At 62.8% G+C, this 17,924-nt stretch carries 18 protein-coding genes and 1 pseudogene; 14 read left to right on the forward strand and 5 right to left on the reverse strand.

The features are described from left to right. Window positions 1-193: 193 nt before the first annotated feature. The gene (locus tag G4923_RS02980) at window positions 194-1,969 is read left to right on the forward strand and encodes a diguanylate cyclase domain-containing protein (RefSeq protein ID WP_163135509.1); all 1,776 of its coding nucleotides are present in this window, start codon (window positions 194-196) and stop codon (window positions 1,967-1,969) included. A 14-nt stretch (window positions 1,970-1,983) separates the two neighbouring features. Here the strand turns inward: G4923_RS02980 and fabV are convergent, their stop codons facing one another. Beyond that, complete coding sequence (fabV, locus tag G4923_RS02985) at window positions 1,984-3,171, reverse strand: enoyl-ACP reductase FabV (protein WP_163135473.1); 1,188 nt, start codon at window positions 3,169-3,171, stop codon at window positions 1,984-1,986. Between the two features lie 442 nt (window positions 3,172-3,613). Here fabV and G4923_RS02990 point away from each other — a divergent pair, with 442 nt between their 5' ends. Together G4923_RS02990 and trpS are read left to right on the forward strand one after the other, a co-directional pair. Continuing rightward, the gene (locus tag G4923_RS02990) at window positions 3,614-4,048 is read left to right on the forward strand and encodes a universal stress protein (protein WP_025325220.1); all 435 of its coding nucleotides are present in this window, start codon (window positions 3,614-3,616) and stop codon (window positions 4,046-4,048) included. Between the two features lie 192 nt (window positions 4,049-4,240). After that, window positions 4,241-5,254: a tryptophan--tRNA ligase gene (gene trpS, locus G4923_RS02995; RefSeq protein WP_111911416.1), complete on the forward strand. Its 1,014-nt coding sequence runs from the start codon at window positions 4,241-4,243 to the stop codon at window positions 5,252-5,254. Here trpS and G4923_RS03000 read toward each other — a convergent pair. Then, window positions 5,233-6,192: a LysR family transcriptional regulator gene (locus tag G4923_RS03000; protein WP_163135474.1), complete on the reverse strand. Its 960-nt coding sequence runs from the start codon at window positions 6,190-6,192 to the stop codon at window positions 5,233-5,235. The two genes, trpS and G4923_RS03000, sit on opposite strands and share 22 nt — an antisense overlap. A 91-nt stretch (window positions 6,193-6,283) precedes the next feature. On the opposite strand from G4923_RS03000, the gene G4923_RS03005 reads away from it, so the two are divergent. Together G4923_RS03005 and G4923_RS03010 are read left to right on the forward strand one after the other, a co-directional pair. Then, window positions 6,284-7,183 carry a DMT family transporter gene (locus G4923_RS03005; protein WP_111911414.1) on the forward strand — a complete coding sequence of 300 codons (900 nt, stop codon included), beginning with the start codon at window positions 6,284-6,286 and terminating at the stop codon, window positions 7,181-7,183. Next, window positions 7,168-7,329, forward strand: a complete 162-nt coding sequence (locus G4923_RS03010) for a hypothetical protein (protein WP_005326376.1) — start codon at window positions 7,168-7,170, stop codon at window positions 7,327-7,329. The genes G4923_RS03005 and G4923_RS03010 overlap by 16 nt, the downstream gene beginning before the upstream one ends. Before the next feature lie 105 nt (window positions 7,330-7,434). Here G4923_RS03010 and G4923_RS03015 read toward each other — a convergent pair whose 3' ends face one another. Continuing rightward, window positions 7,435-7,911 carry a DUF6314 family protein gene (locus tag G4923_RS03015; RefSeq protein ID WP_163135475.1) on the reverse strand — a complete coding sequence of 159 codons (477 nt, stop codon included), beginning with the start codon at window positions 7,909-7,911 and terminating at the stop codon, window positions 7,435-7,437. A 42-nt stretch (window positions 7,912-7,953) separates the two neighbouring features. On the opposite strand from G4923_RS03015, the gene G4923_RS03020 reads away from it, so the two are divergent. Then, window positions 7,954-8,811, forward strand: coding sequence for a DMT family transporter (locus G4923_RS03020; protein WP_163135476.1), 858 nt, complete (start codon window positions 7,954-7,956; stop codon window positions 8,809-8,811). A 75-nt stretch (window positions 8,812-8,886) separates the two neighbouring features. Here G4923_RS03020 and G4923_RS03025 read toward each other — a convergent pair whose 3' ends face one another. Together G4923_RS03025 and G4923_RS03030 are read right to left on the reverse strand one after the other, a co-directional pair. Beyond that, window positions 8,887-9,750 carry a GGDEF domain-containing protein gene (locus tag G4923_RS03025; protein ID WP_163135477.1) on the reverse strand — a complete coding sequence of 288 codons (864 nt, stop codon included), beginning with the start codon at window positions 9,748-9,750 and terminating at the stop codon, window positions 8,887-8,889. Between the two features lie 131 nt (window positions 9,751-9,881). Beyond that, the gene (locus G4923_RS03030; RefSeq protein ID WP_163135510.1) at window positions 9,882-10,586 is read right to left on the reverse strand and encodes a 3-deoxy-D-manno-octulosonic acid kinase; all 705 of its coding nucleotides are present in this window, start codon (window positions 10,584-10,586) and stop codon (window positions 9,882-9,884) included. Window positions 10,587-10,714: 128 nt separating this feature from the next. On the opposite strand from G4923_RS03030, the gene G4923_RS03035 reads away from it, so the two are divergent. From G4923_RS03035 to G4923_RS03075, 8 genes and pseudogenes are all read left to right on the forward strand, one after another. Beyond that, window positions 10,715-11,782, forward strand: coding sequence for a glycosyltransferase family 9 protein (locus tag G4923_RS03035; RefSeq protein ID WP_420884895.1), 1,068 nt, complete (start codon window positions 10,715-10,717; stop codon window positions 11,780-11,782). A 300-nt stretch (window positions 11,783-12,082) separates the two neighbouring features. Then, entirely contained in the window at window positions 12,083-12,709 is a 627-nt protein-coding gene (gene gmk / locus G4923_RS03045; protein ID WP_139745085.1) for a guanylate kinase, read from the forward strand. 79 nt (window positions 12,710-12,788) lie between these two features. Continuing rightward, a complete protein-coding gene (rpoZ, locus tag G4923_RS03050) occupies window positions 12,789-13,064 on the forward strand; it encodes a DNA-directed RNA polymerase subunit omega (protein WP_005307060.1) in 276 nt (91 codons plus the stop codon). Between the two features lie 135 nt (window positions 13,065-13,199). Further along, a complete protein-coding gene (gene spoT, locus G4923_RS03055) occupies window positions 13,200-15,317 on the forward strand; it encodes a bifunctional GTP diphosphokinase/guanosine-3',5'-bis pyrophosphate 3'-pyrophosphohydrolase (RefSeq protein ID WP_106885353.1) in 2,118 nt (705 codons plus the stop codon). Between the two features lie 46 nt (window positions 15,318-15,363). After that, a pseudogene (locus G4923_RS21480) lies at window positions 15,364-15,435 on the forward strand (tRNA (guanosine(18)-2'-O)-methyltransferase TrmH); the annotation flags it as partial. A 40-nt stretch (window positions 15,436-15,475) separates the two neighbouring features. Next, window positions 15,476-16,207, forward strand: coding sequence for a tRNA (guanosine(18)-2'-O)-methyltransferase TrmH (gene trmH, locus G4923_RS03065; protein WP_163135480.1), 732 nt, complete (start codon window positions 15,476-15,478; stop codon window positions 16,205-16,207). Next, window positions 16,207-16,869 carry a CatB-related O-acetyltransferase gene (locus tag G4923_RS03070; RefSeq protein WP_163135481.1) on the forward strand — a complete coding sequence of 221 codons (663 nt, stop codon included), beginning with the start codon at window positions 16,207-16,209 and terminating at the stop codon, window positions 16,867-16,869. Before trmH ends, G4923_RS03070 begins: the two co-directional genes overlap by 1 nt. Beyond that, window positions 16,866-17,906, forward strand: a complete 1,041-nt coding sequence (locus G4923_RS03075) for an alpha/beta fold hydrolase (protein WP_163135482.1) — start codon at window positions 16,866-16,868, stop codon at window positions 17,904-17,906. Before G4923_RS03070 ends, G4923_RS03075 begins: the two co-directional genes overlap by 4 nt. Window positions 17,907-17,924: the final 18 nt, after the last annotated feature.

Here is a 17,924-nt window from a genome sequence, read left to right on the forward strand (position 1 = left end):
GATTTGGTCACGATTGTCGCCACTGTTGCATCCTGACGCAACCAGATACAGCGGTCAGCGCTCGCAGTTGTGACCCGGCCTCGCCTCATCCTGTCCCCCATACGGTTATAGAGAAGCAAAGAAACATGGTGTAGGTGGCGTCAGCCATTATGATGGCGCCAGTGGTCGGGGAAAGGATTCAATGAGATTCATTATGGCACTGGCGCTGCTCTGGATAACCCAGTTGCAGGCCACTCCCTCCTTGCTGGAAGAGGCTGAATTGCAGGCGGCGCGCGATCCCGTCGGCTATCTGCAGCGCCTCGACGCCAGCCCGCAGCAGGACATGGAGCTGTTCCATGCCAGATCCCTTGCCCAGGCCGCCCTGGGGCGCTACCAGCAGGCTTTGCTGGACAACGCCCGCGCCCGCGGGCTGGCCAGTGCCCAGCAAGAAAGCCAGCGCCTGCTCGACTTCAGATTGCAACAGATAGCCCTGACCCTGGATACCGAGGCCCCCGAGCAGGCCCTCCAGCTGCTGGCCCAGCTCAGGCCGGCCGTCCTGGGCCATGTCCAGCAGGAGTCCGAGTGGCATGCCCTCAATGGCCTCGCCCTCTACCGTACCCAGCAGATGAAGGAGGCGATCGCCGAGCTCAAGACCGCCTTCCAGCTCAAGCAGAAAGGGCCCGGAAGCACCCTCTCCACCCTGCAGTGTGCCCGCCTGATGATGACCCTTGGCAACCTCTATGCCGATCTCAACCTCCACCGGGAGGCCGAGACCTACTATCAGGATGCCCTCGGACAGATGGTGCGACTGAACGAACCCAACAGTCAGGCCATCATCCGGGCCAACATGGCGCGGCTCTACATCGACATGGCGCGCCCCGACCGGGCGAGCGAGCTGCTCGACGCCCTGCTGGCCACCCCCGGGCTCTCGCCCCACTATCGCGCCATCGTCCTCGGCTACAGGGCCATGGTGTTCAACGCACAGCGAGACTGGCACTCGGCCTGGCAGAGCCTGGAGGAGGCGCAGGCCATCTATGAGGGGCTGGGTTATCCCCATGCCGCCTCCCGGCTAACCGAGATCCGGGCCAGAACCCTGCAGGGACGGGGGGAGACCCAGCTGGCCTTGCAATTGCTGACGACCCAGCCAGGCCCGGTCAGCATAGAGGGCAAGGCGATGCAGGCCAGGCTGCTGGCAGATCTGGGACGCTACCCCGAGGCCTATGGTGTCATGACCCGCTACATGCAGCACTACAGGCAGCACTTCAATCAGACCCTGAGCCAGCATGCTGCCGCCTTCCAGGTCGAGATGGACCTGGCCCGCAGCGAGGCCAGCAACCTGGCGTTGCAGCAGGAGAACGAGAACAAGCGCCAGCAACTGCTGTATCAGCAGAGCGCCCGCTACTACCAGCTGATGCTGGTCGTCCTGCTGGCTGGCGCCCTGATCCTGCTCGGACTCACCACCCACAGGCTGCACCGCAGCTCGCGCCACCTCTACAAGCTCGCCACCTTCGATCAGCTGACCGGGCTGCCGAACCGCCGCGCCTTGCTGGAGCAACTGGAGCAGCAGTGGCAGCTGGATGCGCCACTGACCCTGCTCATCATCGACATCGACCACTTCAAGCAGATCAACGACAGGCACGGCCACCAGACCGGGGACCAGGCCATACGGCAGCTGGCCCGGGAACTGAAAAGCTGGGCACCTGACCTGCAACAGGTCGGGCGTTGGGGGGGAGAGGAGTTTCTGGTGGCCATGACGCAGGACGGCGCCACCTGCTGGCGGCTGGCCGAACAGCTGAGAAACCGGATCGCCTACCTGGCCGCCCCCCACATGACCATCAGCATAGGGGTGGCGGAGCGCTCACCGGACGATGACAGCCTCAGCCAGCTGATCCACAGGGCCGACATGGCCATGTACCAGGCCAAGCGTCAGGGGCGCAACCAGACCATACTAGCCCCGGCCCCCAACCAGCCAGCCTGCAACGTCGCCTGAGACAGGCACCTGACTCAGGGCAGCAGCTCGGTCAGGGAGGCGACATCCACCGGCGCCCCATAGTCGACGCCGGGCAGCTCGAACCCGTTGAGCTCCATGAAGTCCTGCCGCAGCCCGGCGAAGTCCCCCAGGGCGTGGAAGTTGTCCGGCGTCACCTTGGGCCAGAGCGCCGAGACGGCGGACTGAATGGCCGGGTCCAGCTCGTGGTCATCCATCCGGATCAGGCGGTTGCCGTCGGCCACCACCCCATGGGGCCCATACATCTTGGCGGCAAACAGCCGCTGCATCTGTTCGATGCAGCCCTCGTGCACGCCCCGCTCCTTCATCACCCCCATCAGCAGGCCCAGATAAACCGGCAACACAGGAATATAGGCGCTCGCCTTGGTCACCAGCGCCTTGCAGACCGACACCCAGGCGTGACCACCGAGCTCGGCCAGCTGCAGGTTGATGGTCTCTGCGGTGGCGTGCAGGTGCTCCTTGGCGTAACCGATGGTGCCGTCTCTATAGAGGGGATAGGTGGATTCAGGGCCTATGTAGGAGTAGGCGACCGTCTGCACGCCTGGGGCCAGACAATCGGCCTGCTGTAACGCCTGCAGCCAGAGCTGCCAATCTTCGCCCCCCATCACTGTGACTGTGTCGCGGATCTCCTCAGGAGTGGCGGGAGACAATGACTGCTGCACCAGGGTGTCCTGCTCCAGATCCAGCCCCCAGCCGCTGAAGGGCTGGCCCGTGGTCTTGAGCACCGAGCGCACCTGGCGACCATCCGGCAGCACCCGGAGGCCGCTCGCCAGGGAGTAGACCACCAGATCCACCTGGCCCAGCTGCTGGCGGATGCAGTCGATGGCCTGCTGGCGCAGGGCGTCCGAGAAGGCATCGCCGATCAGGTTGATGGCGATGCGTCCCTCCTGCTCCGCCGCCTGGCGAAACCAGATATTGTTGTACCAGCCCGCGCTGCCGAGCCCCTTGTCGGAGGGCCCGCGCTCGAACGAGATGCCCAGGGTATCGGCGCCGGCCCCGAAGGTCAGCGCTATGCGCGACGCCAGCCCGAAGCCGGAGGAGGCCCCCAGCACCAGCACTCGCCTGGGCCCGTTGAAGGGGCCCGCCGCCTTGACGCTGGCGATCTGCTGCTGCACGGCGGCGCGGCAGCCGATGGGATGGCAGTTGCGGGCCACGCAACCCTGGATCTGGGGATGAATGATCATGGATGAATCTCCAAGAAATCGATGGAATACGAGGAGCGGCGGCCGCAAACACATCGATCATCGGCGGCATCGCCACGGGAATTGGCTAGAGCATAACCAAGAAGCCGGGGATTACCTTGATGTCGGGTGGCATAGGGGCAAGAAAAGGGGGCAGAAAAACAAGAGGGAGCACAAGGCTCCCCAAAGCGTTATTCAGATGCTTTTTGTTGTGTTGTGTTCATTGCGAAGCACGGGCACATCCTATTCCCCTCCCTGGGTCGGGGCAATAGAGTGGCTGTGATCGGCTTCAAACTCCTGTTCAAAATATGTGCGACCCTTTTATCCGCAATGGCAACCAGGGTGTACGGGCCTGCCATGGAAATCCTGAAACTGTGGTGACATCGCCGTTTTAGTTTCAGCGGACATTGGTATAGTGAACCCAGGATCAGTGAGGAGAATTCCCATGAGTGGAACCTATTACAAGCACATACTGGCGGCGATCGACCTGTCGGAAGACAACCGCAAGGTGATCGACAAGGCGGTCGACCGGGCCCGTTCCAATGGCGCCAAGCTGTCGGTGATCCATGTGGACGTGGACCTCAAGGATCTCTACACCGAGATGATCGATATCGACATCGACAACGTGCAGGATCAGGTGATCGCCGAAGCGAAAGAGAAGCTGGAGGCCTTCCTGGCCTCGGTGGACTACCCCATAGAGAAGAAGCTGGTGATCTGCGGCGATCTGAGCGAGCGGGTCAATCAGGCGGTCAAGGATTACCAGATAGACCTGCTGGTGTGCGGCCACCGCCAGAGCTTCTGGAGCCTGCTCACCTCCAGCGCCCGCCAGCTGATGAATACGGTGCCCTGCGATCTGCTGGTGGTGCCCTTGCAGAAGTGATCAAACAGGCGTAGCTTGATTTGCCATGAACATGACCATCGTCAATCACAACTACTGGTGGTGCTGCTTATAAACAGGCGGCACTGCTTTTCTATGTAATTTTTCCCAAAGAAAACACCGTGACCGCCGAGAGGCGGTCATTGTTTTCATCCCTTTGTCGCCTCCCGGCCCACCCCAACTGGAGAGAGTGACATGCACAACCCCGTTATCCTGACCGGCGATCGCCCCACCGGTAAACTGCACATAGGCCACTACGTCGGATCCCTGCGCCAGCGCGTCGAGGCCCAGCACCATTACCGTCAATTCGTGATGATCGCCGATCTGCAGGCGCTGACCGACAACGGCCACAACCCGGCCAAGGTGACAGATCACGTGCTGGAGGTGATGGCCGACTACCTGGCCGCAGGCCTGGACCCGGCCAAGACCACCTTCTGCCTGCAGAGCGCCCTGCCCGCCCTCGCCGAGCTCACCACCTATTACCTCAATCTGGTCAGCGTCGCCCGGCTGGAGCGCAACCCCACCGTCAAGGCGGAGATCCAGCAAAAAGGGTTCGAGCGCAGCCTGCCTGCGGGCTTCCTGGTCTACCCCGTCAGCCAGGCCGCCGACATCACCGCCTTTCGCGCCACCCATGTGCCGGTCGGTGAGGATCAACTGCCCATGCTGGAGCAGACCAACGAGATAGTGCGCCGCTTCAACGCCCTGATGGGCAAGGAGGTGCTGACCGAGTGCCAGCCGATCCTGAGCGACACCGGCCGCCTGCCCGGCATAGACGGCAAGGCCAAGATGTCCAAGTCCCTCGGCAACACCATAGAGCTCGGCATGTCGGCGGAAGAGATCAAGCAAGCGGTGTTCGCCATGTATACCGACCCCAACCACCTCAAGGTGAGCGATCCGGGTCAGGTGGAGGGAAATACGGTGTTCGCCTATCTGGATGCCTTCCACCCGGACAAGGCGCTGGTGGCCGAGATGAAGGCCCACTACCAGCGCGGCGGCCTCGGCGACATGCGCTGCAAACAGGTGCTGAACGACTGCCTGCAGACCCTGCTCGCCCCCATGCGGGAGCGCCGTCAGGCGGCCATCGCCGACAAGGAGAAGCTGCTGGCTCTGCTCTATCAGGGCACCTTGCAGGCCCGCGCCCTCACCGACGAGGTGCTGGCCCAGGTCAAAAACGCCATGGGACTGGACTACTTCGCCGGGTTGCGCTGAGTCGGCGCACCCAGCGCATCTGCACCGTAACGCTCGAAGGCGAGCCGGTGCAGCAGCCCCTTGAACCAGCCGATCGCCTCGTCGTGGGCGGTGAGCGGGTGGCCCGCCATCAGGTAGACGATGGGAATGGCGGGCTCCAGCTGATGCAGCCGTAGCGGGTAGTAGCGGCAGAAGTGGCGCCCTATCATCTCGGGCACCACCACCAGATAGCGGCCGGTCGCCATCAACTGCGGCACCGCCATGAAGCTCGGCAACCTGACCCCCAGCTCCCGCGCCACCCCGAAGCGGGCCAGCCAGAGATCCACCATGGCCTGGCTGTGCCCCCAGCTGGAGGTGTGGATGTGGGGGCGGCTCACCAGCTCGTCCGGCCCCAGCTCATCGGGCAGTTCGCTGCCGAGCGGCGACAGGCAGACCAGGGGATTGCTGAACCACTCCTCGCGCCACAGGCGGGGGGAGAGGTGGTTGGCGCCGGCAAAGCCGATCACCAAATCCAGCTCCCCCTTCTCCAGCTCCCGCTCATAGTCGCTGTCCGCCAGCTCGCACACCTCCAGCCTACAGTGGGGTGCCTGCTGGACCATGCGCTCCACCAGGGTCGGCACCAGGCCGTGCTCCACCGAGCCCGGGGTGGCGATGCGAAACACCCGCTGGGCACTGGCGGGATCGAATCCCTTGGCCTGGCGCAAGCCCTGCTCCAACATGGCCAGCGCCTGGCGCACCGGCCCGGCCAGGGCCTTGGCCCGCTCGGTCGGCATCATCTCCCGCCGGCTCATGACGAACAGGGGATCATCCAGCGCCTGGCGCAATCGCCCCAGGGCGTGGCTGACGGTGGACTGGGAGAGGTGGAGCCGCTCCGCTGCACGGGTGACGTTGCGCTCCTGCATCAGCATGTCAAACACTGTGAGCAGGTTGAGGTCGAGGCGGGAGAGGGGGAGTTCCATCGATATTGGCCATAGTTGAATGACGACAATTCATTTTTGGCATAGTAGCAGATTGCATAGAATGCGCGGGCGAATTACATCGGAGATTAACATGCGTAGCTATCTGTTATTGCTGGCGATAGGCCTGTTGTGGGGCTCCCAGTTCATTTTCATGCATCAGGCCGTTACCGAACTGCCCCCCATCATGGTGGCGGCCGGTCGCGCCCTGTGCGGCAGCCTGACCCTGGGTCTGCTCTGCCTGTTCATGCGCCTCAAGAGCGAGCACACCCCCTGGCGTACCTATATGCTGATCGCCCTGCTCGATGCCACCATCCCCTTCATCATGGTGGCCTGGGGTCAGCAATATGTGGACAGCGCCATCGCCGCCGTGGTCATGGGTTGTATCCCCTTTGTGACCATTCTGGCTGCGCCCCTGTTTATTTCTGGTGAAAGAATCACCAAGGGGGGTCTGCTCTCCGTGGCCATCGGCTTCGTCGGCGTGCTGGTGCTGTTCTGGCCCAAGCTGGCCAACGGCATGAACGCCGGTCTGCTCGGCGCCATGGCCATACTGTTCGGCGCCAGCTGCTTCGCCATCGGCCTGCTGATGATCAAGCGCTTCGCCAAGGACCACCCCGTGGTAGTGGCCCGCAACATACTGATCTCGTCAGCCATCCAGCTGCTGCTGGCCGCGCCCTTCGTCACCGATCTGAGCGCCCTCACCCTGCCGAGCCAGCAGGCCATAGGCGCAGTGACAGTGCTGGGGGTCTTCTGTACCGGTCTGGTCTACTTCCTCTACATGGCGCTGATCCAGAAGGCGGGCCCGACCTTCGCCTCCTTCAGCAACTACCTGGTGCCGCTGTTCGGCGTCATGCTGGGTGCCCTCTTCCTCGGCGAGCAGGTGCACTCCACCACGGCCGTGGCACTGGCGCTGATCCTGGGTTCGGTCGCCCTGAACCAGTGGGCACAGCAGCGTCGTGCCCGTCGGGAGGCCAGCCTATGTCAGGCATCCTGACCACATTGTGCGGCGGTCTGGTGCTGATAGCCGGTTGGCAGTATCGCCACCGGCTGGCCGGACTGCTCGGCCTGCTGATGCTGACCCTGCCCTGGTTCTTCGACAGCAAGCTGCAGGCCATGCTGAGCTATGCCCTGAATGCCTGAATGCCATCTCTGAATGTGTGACGAGAGTGTATCTCTCCTGTTTTTGGGACCGTTTTAAAAAAACCTCCGATTTGTCCCCGCTACCGGCGCTCTGCGCCGGTTTTTTTATGCCGGTTTCCCGCCCTCCGACCAGTAGCGGTAGCTGAGCCGCTCGTTCTTGCGTGGGCCCCTGATCTCCCAGCCCAGCAGAAAACCGCCGTCGGTCTGCGTCAACTCGGCGCTGTAGTGATCCTGGCCGCACAGGTGCGCCTCGGCGGTAAGCCAGCGGCCATCCCCCTGGGGCAATAGCTCGAACAGCAGGACGGGGGCCTCATGGCGCAGGTGGGAGAGAGAAATCCCCCGCTCGCCGCGCTGCCACCAGAAGCTGTTGTGCATGATGAGTACCCGGCCATGGGGCGTGGTGTAGTGCCCCTGCTCCGTAAAGAGCCAGCCCCCCTGATGATCGGTCACCCGCACCTCTCCCTCGCCACGGCCGTTCCAGTCAGTCGCGGACCCTTCCCCGTTGCTCGCCTCGAAGGCAAATGCTCCGATCTGTGGCAACTGCTCCCATAAACGCTGGATCGCGCTTTCCAACTCGGCCATCATAGCGCCCTCAAAATTGACAACTGACGACAATTCAATCACATGAACTACTTGATAGGGGTTACCCTGCTCTGGTCCTTCTCCTTCAGCCTGATCGGGGTCTACCTCGCCGGCCAGGTGGACGCCTACTTCTCGGTGCTGACCCGCATCGCCCTCGCCAGCCTGGTGTTCCTGCCCTTCCTGCGCCGCCGCTGGCTGCGCCCCGACCTGGTCATCAAGCTGATGGGACTCGGCGCCATACAGCTCGGCATCATGTATCTGTTCTATTACCACTCCTTCCTGCTGCTGACGGTGCCGGAAGTGCTGGTGTTCACCATCTTCACCCCCATCTACGTCACCCTGATCCACGACATGCTGGAGGGGCGCTTCAAGCCGACCTACCTGTGGGGGGCACTGCTGGCGGTGCTGGGGGCGGCCGTCATCCGCTTCGACGGCCTGACCGAGAGCTATGTGATGGGGTTCCTGGTGGTGCAGGGAGCCAACCTCTGCTTCGCCCTGGGCCAGGTGGGTTACAAGGTGCTGCTGGCCCGAGAAGCGCAGCAACCGCCCCAGCTGGCGGTGTTCGGCTGCTTCTATCTGGGGGCCCTGGTGATCGCCCTGCCCGCCTGGTGGCTGCTGGGCCAACCGCAATACCCGACGAGCGGATTGCAGTGGGGCATACTGCTCTGGCTGGGGGTGGGGGCATCCGGGCTCGGCTACTTCCTGTGGAACAAGGGCGCCACCCTGGTCAGCAGCGGCGTGCTGGCCATCATGAACAACGCCCTCATTCCGGCCGGTCTGTTGGTCAATCTGGTGCTCTGGGGCAAGGATACGGATCTGTTCAGGCTCAGCCTCGGCGCCCTGCTGATGCTGGCCTCCCTCTGGGTCTGCCAGCGCCAGCCGGCGCGTAGCACGGAGTGACGAACCACCAGGCCTGCCGATACAAGCCTCCTTTGACCCACAGGCGTCAGCGGGTGAGTGAGCGCTGACTAAAAATCAGCCAACTACAGTGTTGCGTTCCCGTCTGGCCTGGCCGTGGCAGGAGGCAAGCCGGGCCAACAGGTGATCGAGCTGCTCGGCGTTCTGGCTCTGCACCAGGCCTATGCTGACGGTCACCGGCCGCTCGGGCAACAGGCTGGCATCGGCGATCTCGAGACGCAGCCGTTCGGCAATCTCGAGGCCGCTCAGCCGATCTGTCTGGGACAGCATCAGGATGAAACCGTCCTCGTCCCAGCGGGCGAAGGGATCTTCCCGCCGCAATTCGCGGCGCACTATGCGGGCCAGCTTGGCCAACATGGCGTCGCAGGCGGCCTCGCCAAACAGCTGCAATATCTTGCTGCGGTGATCCACGGTGAACTGCAGCAGGCAGAAGCTGCCGCTCTCGCTGGCCAGCCGCTCGTCCAGCAGCGACTCGAAGTGACTGCGGCTCTCGAGCCCGGTGAGTGGATCGGTGTCGTGACGATCGTCCAGCTGAGGCATGGCCGCATCCAGATGGCGCACCACCCCCAGCAGCTGGCCCCCTTCGTCACGGCGCACCCGTTCTTCCAGCCGGATGTAGTGACCCTGATGGTGCAGGATGCGGTACTCGAGCCGCAACCCGCTGCTGCGCCCCTCCCGACAGGCGTCAATGGCCTCCCCCAGGCGGGGCCCGTCATCCGGGTGCACCCGGGCCAGCCAGCCGAGATCATCCAGCTCGTTCCCCGCCAGCCCCAGCAGTTGCAGGCAGGAAGGATCGCGCCTCAAGCCCTGTTCGGCCGACCAGGTCCAGATCCCGGCCTCCAGCATCGCCATGGCTTCTGCCTTCAGCGTCACCTCTAGCAGGGTAATGACCTCAACCCCGGGAGTCTCATACCTTTCCATCACGCGCCTCGACACCGGATCTGACTGTCTGCCCAGACAGCAACATTCAATAAGTAACATTGGCGATTGCGCGGAGCAACAGCGTCAACTCGCTTTTCCCTGGCGCCCCTTCATCCACACCCGCAACTCCCTCAGCCTTGATAGCCCGCCATCAGTGCCTGCCAGTTCTCCGGCACGAAGTGGAAGCTGGTATGAAGCTGGGACTCTTTGCTGAAGGAGCGCTGCAGCCGCTCCAGATTGGCCTGCTGCCAGTTGCCGGGGGAGCGGATAGCCCCCTTGTCGAAATCGATTACCCACACCTTGCCCTCCTTGTCGAGCAGCAGGTTGTGACTGTTGAGATCGGCGTGATAGACCCCGGCCTCGTGCAGCCGGCGCACCGTCTGACCCACCTTGTGCCACACCTCGTCGGCAAGTGGCCCCTGCTTGAGCAGGGCCACCAGATCCTTGGCGCCACGGATGCGCTCGATCAGGATGTCGGCGCGATAGAAGGGCCCCTGCTTGACCATGCGGGCCGCGAATGGCCGTGGCACCGGCAGCCCCTGCTCGCTCAGCTGGGCCAGCAGACGGTATTCGGCCATGGCGCGGCTCGATTCGACCCCTTCGAACCAGAAGCGATCCCGTACCAGCTTGCCCACCATGCCGCCGCGATAATAGTGGCGCAGCACCAGGTGGCGCGACTCATCCTTCACGAACCAGGTCACCCCGCGACCTATGGCGGAGCCCACCACCTGCCGATGGGTCTGCCACCAGGCCGGATCGAACAACGCGGGGGAAGGGTCGCGGAAGGCGCCTTCGGCATACCAGCAGATCTGGTTGTGGGCGGTCTGTGTCAGCATCATGAGTATTCCGGTCGATAGTGGGGCGCAATGCATCCCGTTATGGGGACTGTGCCGGTCGGGCAGCTGGCGCAATTTTACAATCCACAAGGGAGTTTGCATAATGCCATCCATCCATTTTGCCACCATTGCGCCACATCATGCCGCTGCTCCAAACGACACCCTCCTCTATCTGCATCCTGCGGCTCTCCGCCATCGGGGATTGCTGCCATGCGCTGGCGCTGGTGCGCGTCATCCAGCGGGCCTGGCCAGAGACTCGCATCACCTGGATTACCGGCAAGATAGAGGCGACCCTGTTTGCCGATCTGCCCGGGGTCGAGGTGATCCCCTTCGACAAGAGCAAGGGCTGGCGCGGCTACCGCGATCTCTGGCGCACCCTCAAGGGGCGCAAATTCGATGCCCTGCTCCACCTGCAGGCGGCCCTGCGGGCCAGCATCGCCACCCTGGGCATCAGGGCCAAGATCAGGCTCGGGTTCGACAAGGAGCGGGCCAACGACGGCCAGTGGCTGTTCACCAACCATCAAGTGCCGTCCCCCGCCTCCCCCCATGTGCTGGATGGCTTTCTCGCCTTCGCCAAAGAACTTGGCATCCAGGATCTGACCCCGGACTGGCAACTGCCCATCAGCGCCGAGCATCAGGCCTGGGCCAGGGAGAAGATAGACGGCAAACCGACCCTGCTCATCTGCGCAGCCGCCAGCAAGGCGTTCAAGAACTGGACCGCCGAAGGCTATGCCGCCCTGGCGGATCACGCCGCCAGCAAGGGGTTTCAGGTCTATCTCTGCGGCGGGCCGGCCAAACTGGAGCGGGATCTGGCCGCCGACATCCAGCGCCTGAGCCTGAGCCAACCGGTGGATCTGGTGGGGCAGACCAACCTCAAGCAACTGCTGGCGCTTATCAAGGAAGCCAGCCTGGTGCTGGCCCCCGATACCGGCCCCACCCACATGGCGACCCTGGTGGGCACCCCGGTGATCGGCCTCTACGCCCATCACAACCCGGATCGCACCGGCCCCTATCTGTGCCGCGAGCACGCGGTCAGCGTCTATCAAGAATTGATCGAACAGGAGACCGGCAAGCCGCTGGCGGCGCTCGACTGGCGTACCCGCCTCAAGGATCCTGACGCCATGCGCAAGATAACCAGCGAAAGTGTCATCGCCGCCTTCGATCAGCTTTGTGCCGAGCGTCAGCTGCCGGGCTGAGGGGCAACTCGGAAATTCCGAGCCCTGAGGCAGGGATAATCTGATGGCCCGAGCCGAGTGCCGGGGGCAGAATGGCAGCCGATGTGGGTTACGCTCCCGCAGCAAGCAACGAATACTTTGATCGGCTGGAATATGATTCCGGCCGTTTTTTTATCCGCCCCCATCTGCTAATATTCGCCGCCTTTACAACCTCCCGACTCAAGAATTTCCCGCGTTTTGCGAGCGACTGTCTCCCTTTAGGGCACATGACGGCAGCCTCTGCTACAACCAAAACACGGGTCATCGCTTAAAGGTACAGACATGGCGCAACAAGGCACTCTCTATATCATCTCCTCCCCGAGCGGGGCCGGTAAGTCCAGCCTGCTCAATGCCTTGCTGACCCAGCACAACGACGCCGGCAAGATGCAGCTCTCCGTCTCCCACACCACACGCGCCACTCGCCCCGGCGAAGAGCACGGGGTGCACTACCACTTCGTGCAGGTGGAAGAGTTCAAGGCGCTGATCGAGCGCGGTGATTTTCTGGAGTGGGCAGAGGTGTTCGGCAACTACTACGGCACCTCCCGCGCCGCCATCGAGGCCTGTCTGGCCCGGGGCATCGATGTCTTCCTCGACATCGACTGGCAGGGTGCCCGCCAGATCCGCGAGCAGATGGCGACCAAGTCCATCTTCATCCTGCCCCCGAGCCGGGAGGAGCTGGAGCGCCGCCTGATCGGCCGCGGCCAGGACAGCAGCGAAGTGATCGCCGGCCGGATGGCGAAAGCCATTGCCGAAATGGTGCACTACGACGAGTATGACTATGTCATTATCAATGAAGACTTTGAGCAGGCACTGTTCCAGCTCAGGGCCATCATAGAGTGCCAGCGGCTGGAATTGCGCCAGCAGCAGCAGGCCCAACAAAACTTGCTGCAACAGCTACTGGCAGAATAGGCCAAAAACAAGTAAACTTTTGCGTCATTTTTAAACACTGCTTTTTCAAACACAGAAAGCCCAAACACTGGAGTCCTGCATGGCACGCGTTACTGTAGAAGATGCTGTAAAACAGGTAGGTAACCGTTTTGACCTGGTGCTGGTCGCCGCACGCCGCGCCCGTCAAATCGCGGTACAAGGCAAAGATCCCCTGGTCGACGAAGAGAACGACAAGCCGACCGTGATCGCCCTGCGCGAGATCGAACTGGGTCTGGTCAACAACCAGGTGATGGATACCCAGGACCGCTACGAGCAGCAAGAGCAAGAAGCCGCCGAGCTGGCTGCCGTTGCTGCCATCGCCGAAGGCCGCGGTTAAGTCAGTTATTTCTCATAGTCGGCGCCCGCCCGGGTGCCGACTGTTCTTCCCATTTACAACCGCTCGAAAACCTCGCAAACTCGAGGGCATACCCTCAATTCCACGGATTGTCGTTTCACCGCTGCGGGGACTGTCTTGTATTTATTTGAAAACCTTAAAGAAATAGCCAGTTCCTACCTGCCTCCAGAGCAGGTTGAGAAGCTCAGGCAAGCCTATGTGGTGGCCCGTGACGCTCACCAGGGACAGATGCGTTCCAGCGGCGAGCCCTATATCACCCACCCGGTTGCCGTTGCCCGCATTCTCGGCGACATGCGACTCGATCACGAAACCCTGATGGCCGCCGTGCTGCACGACGTCATCGAAGATACCCCGGTCACCAAGGACGATCTCGCCGAGCTGTTCGGCAACGCCGTCGCCGAGCTGGTATCCGGCGTCTCCAAGCTAGACAAGCTGAAGTTCCGCGATCGCAAGGAAGCCCAGGCCGAGAACTTCCGCAAGATGGTGATGGCCATGACCCAGGACATCCGGGTCATCCTGATCAAGCTCGCCGATCGCACCCACAACATGCGCACCCTGGGCTCACTGCGGCCGGACAAGCGTCGCCGCATCGCCCGGGAAACCCTCGAGATCTTCGCCCCCATCGCCAACCGCCTCGGCATTCACACCATGAAGAACGAGCTGGAAGAGCTGGGCTTCGAGGCGCTCTACCCCATGCGTTCCCGGGTGCTGCGGGAATCGGTACGCCGCGCCCGCGGCAATCGCCGCGAGATCATCGACTCCATCGAGAGCGAGATTGAGGGTCGCCTGCGCGAGGCTGGCATAGATGCCCAGGTCAGCGGTCGCGAGAAGAATCTGTTCTCCATCTACAACAAGATGGAGAAGAAAGAGCTGCAGTTCCATGAGGTGATGGATATCTACGCCTTCCGCGTCAGGGTGAAGGACATAGACACCTGTTACCGGGTGCTTGGGCAGATGCACAGCCTCTACAAGCCCCGCCCCGGCCGCTTCAAGGACTACATCGCCATTCCCAAGAGCAACGGCTACCAGTCCCTGCACACCTCCTTGGTGGGGCCACACGGGGTGCCGGTAGAGGTGCAGATCCGCACCGAGTTCATGGATCAGATGGCCGACAAGGGCGTCGCCGCTCACTGGGCCTACAAGCAGGATGGCGACAGCTCGGGCACCACGGCCCAGATCCGCGCCCAGCGCTGGATGCAGAGCCTGCTGGAGTTGCAGCAGAGCGCCGGCAGCTCCTTTGAATTCATCGAAGGGGTCAAGACCGACCTTTTCCCGGACGAGATCTACGTGTTCACCCCGGAGGGCCGCATCATGGAGCTGCCCGCCGGCGCCACCCCGGTGGACTTCGCCTACACGGTGCACACCGACATCGGCCACGCCTGCGTCGGTTCCCGGGTCGACCGTCACCCCTACCCGCTCAGCAGTCCGCTGCATTCGGGCCAGACGGTGGAGATCATCACGGCGCCGGGCGCCCGCCCCAACGCGGCCTGGCTCAACTTCGTGGTGACCACCAAGGCGCGCTCCAAGATCCGCCAGTTCCTCAAGAACCTGCGCACCGAAGAGTCTGTGGTGCTGGGCCGTCGCCTGCTCAACCATGCCCTCGGCGCCAAGAACATCGAAGACATCCCCGAGCCGCGCATCAAGCAGGTGCTGGCCGACACCAAGCACGAGAACCTGCAGGGCCTGCTGGCCGACGTGGGCCTTGGCAATGCCATGAGCGTCATGGTGGCCCGCCGCATGCTGGGTGACGAGTTGCCGCCGGAAGAGCAGCCAAAATCCAGCAGCAAGAAGATGCCCATCAAGGGGGCCGACGGCATGCTGGTCACCTTCGCGAACTGCTGTCGCCCGATCCCGGGGGATGCCATCATCGCCCACATCAGCCCGGGCAAGGGACTGGTCATTCACCAGGAGTCCTGCCGCAACATCAAGGGCTACAGTCGCGAGCCGGACAAGTACCTGCCGGTGCAGTGGGAAGTGGACAAGGATCAGGAACAGGAATTCCGCACCGGCATCAGCATCGAGATAGTCAACCACCAGGGTGCCCTGGCGGAGCTGGCCAACGTGATTGCCGCCACCGGCGCCAACATCCACGCCATCAGCACAGAAGAGAAGGATGGCCGGGTCTATCTGGTCACCCTGCTCATCACCACCAAGGGCCGCATCCACCTTGCCAACATAATGCGCAAGATCCGGGTAATGCCCAATGTGCTCAGGGTGAGTCGACAGAAGAACTGATCACACAGGCGGCGCGAGCCGCCTGATGCTTTTATAGAGACAAGCCATGACCCCCGAACGCTTCAAGCGGATTTCCGACATGCTGGCTCAGCGCCAGTTCGACCTGACCGTCTGCATGCACGGGAAGAGTGCACAAGCCTCACTGCATAGAAACCGATATGACTCCTGAACGCTTTAAACGGATCTCCGACATGCTGGCCCAGCGCCAGCTCGATTTAACCGTCTGCATGGAAGAGGTCCACAAGCCTCACAACCTGGCCGCCATAGTACGCACCGCCGATGCCATAGGTATTCACCGGGTCCACGCCGTCTGGCCCAAAACCTGGATCCACAAGCGCAAAGGCACCGCCCGCGGCAGCCAGAACTGGGTCGACGTCAAGCTGCACCCGGACATAGGCAGCGCAGTGGCCGAACTGAAAGCCTCCGGCATGCAGATCCTGGCAACCCATCTCTCGGAGAGCTCGGTGGACTTTCGCGCCATCGACTACACCAAACCGACTGCCATCCTGGTGGGCCAGGAGAAGCACGGCATAGGGGAAGAGGCGCTGGCCCTAGCCGATCACCATATCGTCATCCCCATGGTGGGCATGGTGCAGTCCCTCAACGTCTCCGTGGCCGCCGCCGCCATCCTGTACGAAGCCCAGCGCCAGCGCGAGCTGGCCGGCTGCTACCAGCGCGGCTGCCCGCTCGACCTGGAGGAGCAGAACAGCATACTGTTCGAGGGGGGCTACCCCATCTATGCCCAGCTCTGCAAAGAGAAAGAGATGCCTTATCCTCAGCTCGGCCCGGCCGGCGAGATCCTGGCGGACGAGGACTGGTGGCAACGGATGCAGCTGACCCGCAAGGGCTGGGCCGCACAACAGGAAGATCAAGCGTGGCAGGAGGAGTGATGGAGAATCCCTTCGGTAGCTGGCTGGAATCCCAGGTCATACGGGATCATCTCAGCAACCCCAATATCGAGGCAGGCGACTACAGCTACTATTCCGGCTACTACCATGGCAAACCGTTCGAGGATCACTGCGTACGCTATCTGCTGGGCGACGGCTCGACCCGGGATACCTGGAAGAGCGGCATCTGGGGCGAAGTGGATCGCCTGATCATCGGCAAGTTCTGCTCCATAGGTTCGGGTGCCACCTTCATGCTGGCCGGCAATCAGGGCCACCGGCTGGATTGGGCCTCTACCTTCCCCTTCGACGCCACCCGTTTCGGTGATGGCGTACACGACGGCTTCCAGCGCAAGGGAGATACCCAGGTTGGCAACGACGTCTGGATAGGCTCGGAAGCCATGATCATGCCCGGCATCACCATAGGCGATGGCGCCGTCATTGCCACCCGGGCCGTCGTCACCAAAGACGTTGCCCCCTACACCATAGTGGGCGGCAACCCGGCCAAACCGATCCGTCGCCGCTTCACCGATGAGCAGATCTCCATGCTGCAGGCCATGCAGTGGTGGAACTGGCCCCTGCCCCGCCTGCAGGCGGCCATGCCCCTGCTCTGCTCGGGCGATATCCCAGCCCTCTACCAGCATTGGCAACAGGAGTACGCATCATGAACCGGTTATCTTCTGCCCTGCTGGCCCTGACCCTGTTTTCTGCCGGAGCCCTTGCCGTGACCAATCCCTATCAACTGACCACGGAAGCCGAAGTCCCCGCCCTCCATCAACAGACCCTGCCCGACTTCTGGCGCGACCATACCGTCGAAGGGGAGTTCAAGGGCAAGGACGGGGTGACCATCCGCTATGCCGCCCTGCGCCAGGCCAAGGTGGACAGAGCCATACTGCTCGTCAACGGCCGGGTCGAAAGCTACCTCAAGTATCAGGAGCTGGCCTGGGATCTGTGGCGTCAGGGCTACAGCCTCTACCTCATCGACCATCGCGGCCAGGGGCTGTCGGATCGCCTGCTGGCCGACAAGGAGAAGGGCTATGTCGCCGACTTCGACGACTATGTGCTGGACCTGAAGCAGTTCCATGACGACGTCATACTGGCGGACAAGCCCGCCAAGCTGTTCCTGCTGGCCCACTCTATGGGCGGCGCCATCTCGGCCCGTTATCTGGAGCGCTGGCCGGACGACATCAAGGCGGCCGTGCTCTCCTCCCCCATGATGGGCATCAACCTCGGCGGCCTGCCCAAGTGGCTGGCCCTGGGGCTGGCGGCTACCATGGATACGGTCGGCAGCTGGTGGGGCGAACCCCCCTATGGCCCGGGCCAGGCCGGTTATGTTTCCCATGAATTTGCCGAAAACGGCCTGAGCCACAGCGAGCCCCGCTACCAGGCATTCCGCCAGCTCTATGAGCAGCGTCCGCAGATCAAGCTGGGTGGGGTGACGGCGCACTGGATCCGCGAGGGTATCAAGGCCGGGGATGCCGCCATCGCGGAGGCAGACAGCATCAAGACACCGCTGCTGCTGATCCAGGCGGGGGATGACGGCATAGTCGACAATGCGGCCCAGGACGAGTTCTGCACCAGGGCCAGTTGTGAAGGGGGCAAGCCGCTGCGGATCGAGGGGGGCTGGCACGAGCTGTTTATCGAGGCCGATGCACAACGTCTGCCTGCCCTGACCGCGACCCTGGACTTCTTCGCCCGCTTCTAGTGGCCAGTTGCATGACTT

The organism is Aeromonas rivipollensis (assembly GCF_010974825.1).
Classification (GTDB): Bacteria; Pseudomonadota; Gammaproteobacteria; order Enterobacterales; family Aeromonadaceae; genus Aeromonas; species Aeromonas rivipollensis.